The sequence below is a fragment of the Pseudoalteromonas sp. OF5H-5 genome (assembly GCF_021530695.1).
Lineage (GTDB): Bacteria > Pseudomonadota > Gammaproteobacteria > Enterobacterales > Alteromonadaceae > Pseudoalteromonas.
This window is the reverse complement of the sequence record NZ_JAKGBF010000012.1, coordinates 202752-209084: the sequence shown is the minus strand read 5'-3', so window position 1 is coordinate 209084 and position 6333 is coordinate 202752. Positions and strand designations below refer to the sequence as shown.

Below are 6333 nucleotides of genomic sequence, written 5' to 3'. Positions count from 1 at the left end.
TTTCGAGGGATGTGCATTCTAAGCATTCCCATTTTTTTGTCAACACTTAATTTTGAATTTCTTGAGAAGAAGTTTCGAACTTAAGTTTTACTTGACGCTAACTCGTTGCTGCTTTGCTTTTCAGCGTAGCGCCCCGTGTCAGTGGGGTCGCATTATAGGGCGATCCGATTTTAGTGCAACCCTTTTTTTAAAGAAAATTGCAAAAAATAGATCGCTCGAGCAAAAAAAAGCCGAAACGTTCATTTTTAACACGTTAATAAGGCATATTAGGCTTTCTAAAGGCGACTTTTCTAGTTTAATTAACACAATTTTCGAATCTACAAATATGTAAGAGAGGTGTGTCTACTATAGATAGCACTTTTTAGTATGGACTTGGTGAACACTATCTATAAAACAAACCGGCCTAAACTGAATCTATTCAGTTTAGGCTGAGGGAATTGAGATAACTCCTAAAAACTACTGTTGTAGAAGATGAATAGCTGTAAGCCCTCTTTTATTTTATCAACTGGACCAAGTTCAATTTTTATGTTGATTAGAGCAGAATACATTGTCGGTAATGTATGAGTTAGCAGTTGCAGGTTCTTCAATTGCTAACTTTATAAATGAAGCTAATAAGAATAGTGACCAAAAGATATGAGAGAGCGTTTAGTTATTATAAACAGACGCAAAAGTCTTAAGGGATATAAAAAGAAAAAGCCGAGCTATGCTCGGCTTTTTTGTGTCTTTAAAAAGACTAATTACTCTGCAGACTGCGCGTCTTCTTGAACTTCTTCTGTCGCTGGGCGATCTAGTAGTTCAATATAAGCCATTGGCGCATTGTCACCTGTACGGAAGCCACACTTAAGAATACGAGTGTAACCACCTGGACGATCCGCGAAACGTGGACCGATCTCAGAGAACAATTTACCAACTACTTCTTTATCACGCGTGCGAGCAAACGCTAAACGACGGTTTGCTACGCTGTCAGTCTTAGCCAGTGTGATTAAAGGTTCAATTACACGGCGCAGCTCTTTTGCTTTAGGCAAAGTAGTTTTGATGATTTCGTGCTTCACCAAAGAACCAGCCATGTTGCTAAACATCGCTTTGCGATGGCTGCTGTTACGGTTTAATTGACGACCACTCTTACGATGGCGCATGACCCTATCCTTCTAACTAAACTAATATAGTAACTTAGATTACTCAGCTAGACTTGCAGGTGGCCAGTTTTCTAGGCGCATACCCAGAGATAGACCACGTGAAGCTAGCACGTCTTTAATTTCAGTTAGAGACTTCTTACCAAGGTTTGGTGTTTTCAGAAGCTCAACTTCAGTACGCTGTACTAAGTCACCGATATATTGAATTTGCTCGGCTTTCAGACAGTTTGCAGAACGTACAGTTAGTTCTAAGTCATCAACTGGACGAAGTAGAATCGGATCGAACTCCGGTTTCTCTTCTTTCTCTTCTGGCTCAGAAACATCACGTAGGTCTACGAATGCATCTAACTGCTCAGCAAGGATAGTTGACGCACGGCGGATCGCTTCTTCAGGATCTAAAGTGCCGTTCGTTTCCATATCGATGATTAGTTTATCTAAGTCTGTACGCTGCTCAACACGAGCTGACTCAACCGAGTACGCAATACGCTCAACCGGGCTGAATGATGCATCTAGCAACAAACGGCCGATTGGACGCTCATCGTCATCAGAGGATAAACGACTAGACGCCGGTACATAACCGCGACCACGCTCAACACGAATGCGCATGCTGATTTCGCTATTGTCAGCAGTTAAGTGACAAATGACATGCTCAGGGTTGGCGATAGTCACATCTCCGTCGTGCTGGATATCAGCCGCAGTCACAGGGCCTACACCAGACTTAGTCAGGGTAAGGAAAACTTCATCTTTACCTTCTAGAGATACCGCTAGACCTTTAAGGTTTAACAGAATTTCAATGATGTCTTCTTGTACGCCTTCTTTCGCGCTGTACTCGTGCAATACGCCGTCAATTTCAACTTCTGTCACAGCACAACCAGGCATAGATGAAAGAAGTATACGACGTAGAGCATTACCTAGTGTGTGGCCAAAACCACGCTCTAGAGGCTCTAAAACTACTTTAGAACGCGTTGAGCTTACAGCGTCGATATCGACTAATCTTGGTTTTAGGAATTCGGTTACAGAACCCTGCATTTTATCCTCTCTTAACTCTTAACTTTACTTCGAGTAAAGTTCGACGATTAGTTGTTCGTTAATGTCCGCAGACAGATCAGAACGCTCTGGTAGACGCTTGAAAGTGCCTTCCATTTTCTTACCGTCAACTTCAATCCAAGTTGGCTTTTCACGTTGCTCAGCCAACTCTAGAGCAGCGATGATACGCGCTTGCTTTTTAGACTTCTCGCGAATTACTACTACATCTTCAGGAGTAACTACGAAAGAAGGGATATTAACAACACGACCATTAACCATAATCGCTTTGTGGCTTACTAGCTGACGTGCTTCAGCACGTGTGCTTGCAAAACCCATGCGATATACAACATTGTCTAGACGTTGCTCTAGAAGCTGTAACAAGTTTTCACCTGTGTTACCTTTAAGGCGAGCAGCTTCTTTGTAGTAGTTACGGAATTGCTTTTCTAGTACACCGTAGATACGACGAACTTTTTGCTTTTCACGTAGCTGTAAACCGTAATCAGATAGACGACCTTTACGTGCGCCGTGCTGACCAGGTGCTGTTTCTAGTTTACACTTAGAGTCAATTGCTCTTACGCCGCTTTTAAGGAACAGGTCAGTACCTTCACGACGACTCAGCTTGAGCTTAGGGCCCAAATATCTTGCCATGTTCTTTCTCCTAACCTATTGTTATACGCGACGTTTCTTCGGTGGACGACAACCATTGTGTGGAATTGGCGTCACGTCAGTGATGTTAGTGATACGGTAACCAGCAGCATTCAATGCACGAACAGCAGACTCACGGCCTGGACCTGGACCTTTGATGAATACTTCTAGGTTCTTAAGACCGTACTCTTGTGCAGCAACACCTGCACGCTCCGCAGCAACCTGTGCAGCGAATGGAGTAGACTTACGAGAACCACGGAAACCTGAACCACCCGCAGTCGCCCAAGAAAGAGCATTACCTTGACGGTCAGTGATGGTCACAATCGTGTTGTTGAAAGATGCATGAACGTGAGCCATGCCGTCAACAACCTGCTTTTTGACCTTTTTACGACGAATTGGTGCTTTTGCCATAACTTACCCCACCTTATTTCTTGATAGGCTTGCGAGGACCCTTACGAGTACGCGCGTTAGTCTTAGTACGCTGACCACGTAGTGGTAGCGAACGACGGTGACGTAAGCCACGGAAACAACCAAGGTCCATAAGACGCTTGATGTTTAGTGTAACTTCACGACGAAGATCACCTTCAACAGTGTACTTGCCAACTTCTTCACGAAGGATGTCAAGTGTTTCGTCATTTAACTCGCCGATTTTAGTAGTTTCAGCGATACCTGTCGCAGCTAAGATCGCCTTAGCGCGAGTTTTACCTACACCATAGATGCTTGTTAAACCGATAACAGCATGCTTATGATCAGGAACGTTAATGCCTGCGATACGGGCCACTAACATATCTCCTATAAATAAACTTGATTATCATCTTGCTGGAAAGCCCGTATAGGATACCCAACCGACATTCAAGTTTTACCAAAGAAACAGGCTAAGTAAAGTTACTCAGCCTGCACGACTTAATTTGCTTAGCCTTGCCTTTGCTTGTGCTTTGGCTCACTGCAGATCACACGTACAACACCTGCACGCTTGATTACTTTGCAGTTACGGCAAATTTTCTTAACGGAAGCACGTACTTTCATTACTCAACTCCGTAAACTGACCTTAACGGCCGTAGCCTTTAAGGTTCGCTTTTTTCAGCACAGAATCATATTGATGTGACATCATATGAGTCTGTACTTGTGCCATAAAGTCCATGATGACAACAACGATAATCAGAATCGATGTACCGCCGAAGTAGAATGGCGTTTGCCATGCCATAGTCATAAACTCGGGCACCAGACAGATAAAGGTTATATACAAAGCACCTGCCAATGTCAGGCGTGTCATCACTTTATCAATGTATTTAGATGTCTGCTCACCTGGACGAATGCCTGGAATAAAAGCGCCAGATTTTTTCAGGTTATCTGCTGTCTCACGCGGGTTAAACACCAACGCAGTGTAGAAGAAGCAGAAGAAGATAATAGCCGCAGCTAATACCATCGCATACAGTGGTTGACCTGGAGTCAATACTGCTGAGATAGCTTGTAGCACATCAGCGACCGGACCTTCACCTTGGCCAAACCAGCTTGCTATTGTACCAGGGAACAAAATGATACTGCTAGCAAAGATTGGTGGAATAACACCCGCCATGTTAACTTTTAGTGGTAAGTGCGTGCTTTGAGCAGCAAATACCTGACGACCTTGTTGACGCTTCGCATAGTTTACAACGATACGACGTTGACCACGTTCGAAGAACACAACTAGGTAAGTTACAGCGAATACGATTACCGCAATCAATAACAATGCTAAAATATGCAGATCACCTTGGCGCGCCATTTCTGCTGTCGAACCAATTGCAGACGGCAGGTTAGCTACAATACCAACAAATATTAGAACTGAGATACCGTTACCGATACCACGCTCAGTGATTTGTTCGCCCAACCACATAAGGAACATAGTTCCTGTGACTAAGCTCACTACAGCTGTGAAATAAAAGCCGAAGCCTGGATTCACAACTAGGCCTTCCATCATGTTAGGTAGACCAGTAGCGATACCTATCGATTGGAATGTAGCAAGCACAAGCGTGCCATAACGCGTATACTGGCTGATTTTCTTACGCCCTTGCTCACCTTCTTTCTTAAGCTCTATCATCGCAGGATGTATGTGCGTTAATAGCTGCATAATAATCGAAGCCGAGATGTACGGCATAATACCTAGCGCCAATACCGATGCACGCTCAAGCGCACCACCGCTGAACATGTTGAACATCTCAACAATGGTGCCCTTTTGTTGCTCGAAGAATTCGGCAAGTACAGCGGCGTCAATCCCAGGGATTGGCACAAAAGAGCCCAGACGGTAAATAATGATAGCACCCAATACGAATAGTAATCGGCGCTTCAGTTCCGCAAGCCCACTTTGTGCACTTTGCATATCTTGACCTGGTTTAGCCATAGCGTACTTCCTTAGTCTTCTACCTTGCCTCCGGCAGCTTCGATAGCTTCGCGTGCACCTTTAGACACTTTCATGCCTTTAACAGTAACAGCGCGTGAAACTTCGCCAGATTTTACAACTTTTACGAACTGGATGTTCTTTTTAACGATACCAGCTGCCTGTAACGCGTTTAGATCTACCACATCGCCTTCAACTTTAGCGATTTCGAATAGATTCACTTCTTTAGACACAAGAGACTTGCGTGAAGTGAAACCAAACTTAGGTAGACGACGTTGCATAGGCATTTGACCGCCTTCGAAACCAACGCGTACTTTACCGCCAGAGCGTGACTTTTGACCTTTGTGACCACGACCACCAGTCTTACCAAGACCAGAACCGATACCACGGCCAACACGCTTACCAGCTGTTTTTGAACCTGCAGCAGGTGAAAGTGTATTCAAGTTCATCGAATTACCCCTCAACCTTAACCATGTAAGAAACTTGGTTGATCATACCGCGAACTGCTGGCGTATCTTCTAGCTCAACAGTGTGATTGATACGACGTAAACCAAGGCCACGTAATGTAGCTTTATGCTTCGGTAAACGACCGATTGAGCTACGTACTTGAGTTACTTTTACTGTGTTTGCCATGGTGTCTTACCCCAAGATTTCGTCAACGCTAAGACCACGCTTCGCAGCAATACCTTCTGGAGAATTCATATTCTCTAGCGCTGCGATAGTTGCGCGAACGATGTTGATCGGGTTAGTTGAACCGTATGCTTTAGATAGTACGTTCTGTACACCAGTTACTTCTAGTACTGCACGCATCGCACCACCTGCGATGATACCTGTACCTTCAGATGCTGGCTGCATGTATACTTTAGAACCCGCGTGGCGACCCTTGATTGGGTGCTGTAGCGTGTTACCTTTTAGTTCAACAGTGATCATGTTACGACGTGCTTTTTCCATTGCTTTTTGAATAGCAGCAGGAACTTCACGTGCTTTACCATAACCAAAACCTACTTTACCAGCGCCATCACCAACTACTGTTAGTGCAGTGAAGCTAAAGATACGACCACCTTTAACCACTTTAGACACACGGTTTACCGCGATTAGCTTTTCAGCCAATTCAGGCTGTTGTGCTTTTGCTTCTACGTTAGCCATTGTCTACTC

10 protein-coding genes are annotated in these 6333 nt (G+C 44.3%); all 10 read right to left on the bottom strand.

The annotated features are described in order from the left end of the window. Positions 1–737: 737 nt before the first annotated feature. A complete protein-coding gene (gene rplQ, locus L1271_RS17655) occupies positions 738–1136 on the bottom strand; it encodes a 50S ribosomal protein L17 (protein ID WP_010606804.1) in 399 nt (132 codons plus the stop codon). A gap of 39 nt (positions 1137–1175) precedes the next feature. After that, positions 1176–2162, bottom strand: coding sequence for a DNA-directed RNA polymerase subunit alpha (locus L1271_RS17650; protein ID WP_010378288.1), 987 nt, complete (start codon positions 2160–2162; stop codon positions 1176–1178). Between the two features lie 24 nt (positions 2163–2186). Then, complete coding sequence (rpsD, locus tag L1271_RS17645; RefSeq protein WP_017218390.1) at positions 2187–2807, bottom strand: 30S ribosomal protein S4; 621 nt, start codon at positions 2805–2807, stop codon at positions 2187–2189. 21 nt (positions 2808–2828) lie between these two features. After that, a complete protein-coding gene (gene rpsK / locus L1271_RS17640) occupies positions 2829–3215 on the bottom strand; it encodes a 30S ribosomal protein S11 (protein ID WP_010378285.1) in 387 nt (128 codons plus the stop codon). A gap of 13 nt (positions 3216–3228) precedes the next feature. Next, positions 3229–3585, bottom strand: a complete 357-nt coding sequence (rpsM, locus tag L1271_RS17635) for a 30S ribosomal protein S13 (protein ID WP_010378282.1) — start codon at positions 3583–3585, stop codon at positions 3229–3231. 131 nt (positions 3586–3716) lie between these two features. After that, the gene (gene rpmJ, locus L1271_RS17630; protein ID WP_002959476.1) at positions 3717–3830 is read right to left on the bottom strand and encodes a 50S ribosomal protein L36; all 114 of its coding nucleotides are present in this window, start codon (positions 3828–3830) and stop codon (positions 3717–3719) included. Between the two features lie 22 nt (positions 3831–3852). Then, complete coding sequence (gene secY, locus L1271_RS17625; RefSeq protein ID WP_010606805.1) at positions 3853–5181, bottom strand: preprotein translocase subunit SecY; 1329 nt, start codon at positions 5179–5181, stop codon at positions 3853–3855. Positions 5182–5192: 11 nt separating this feature from the next. Then, entirely contained in the window at positions 5193–5627 is a 435-nt protein-coding gene (gene rplO, locus L1271_RS17620) for a 50S ribosomal protein L15 (RefSeq protein ID WP_095728863.1), read from the bottom strand. Between the two features lie 4 nt (positions 5628–5631). After that, on the bottom strand, positions 5632–5811 hold the full coding sequence (gene rpmD / locus L1271_RS17615) for a 50S ribosomal protein L30 (RefSeq protein WP_010378276.1): 180 nt from the start codon (positions 5809–5811) through the stop codon (positions 5632–5634). A gap of 6 nt (positions 5812–5817) precedes the next feature. After that, positions 5818–6324 carry a 30S ribosomal protein S5 gene (rpsE, locus tag L1271_RS17610; RefSeq protein ID WP_010606806.1) on the bottom strand — a complete coding sequence of 169 codons (507 nt, stop codon included), beginning with the start codon at positions 6322–6324 and terminating at the stop codon, positions 5818–5820. Positions 6325–6333 lie beyond the last annotated feature (9 nt).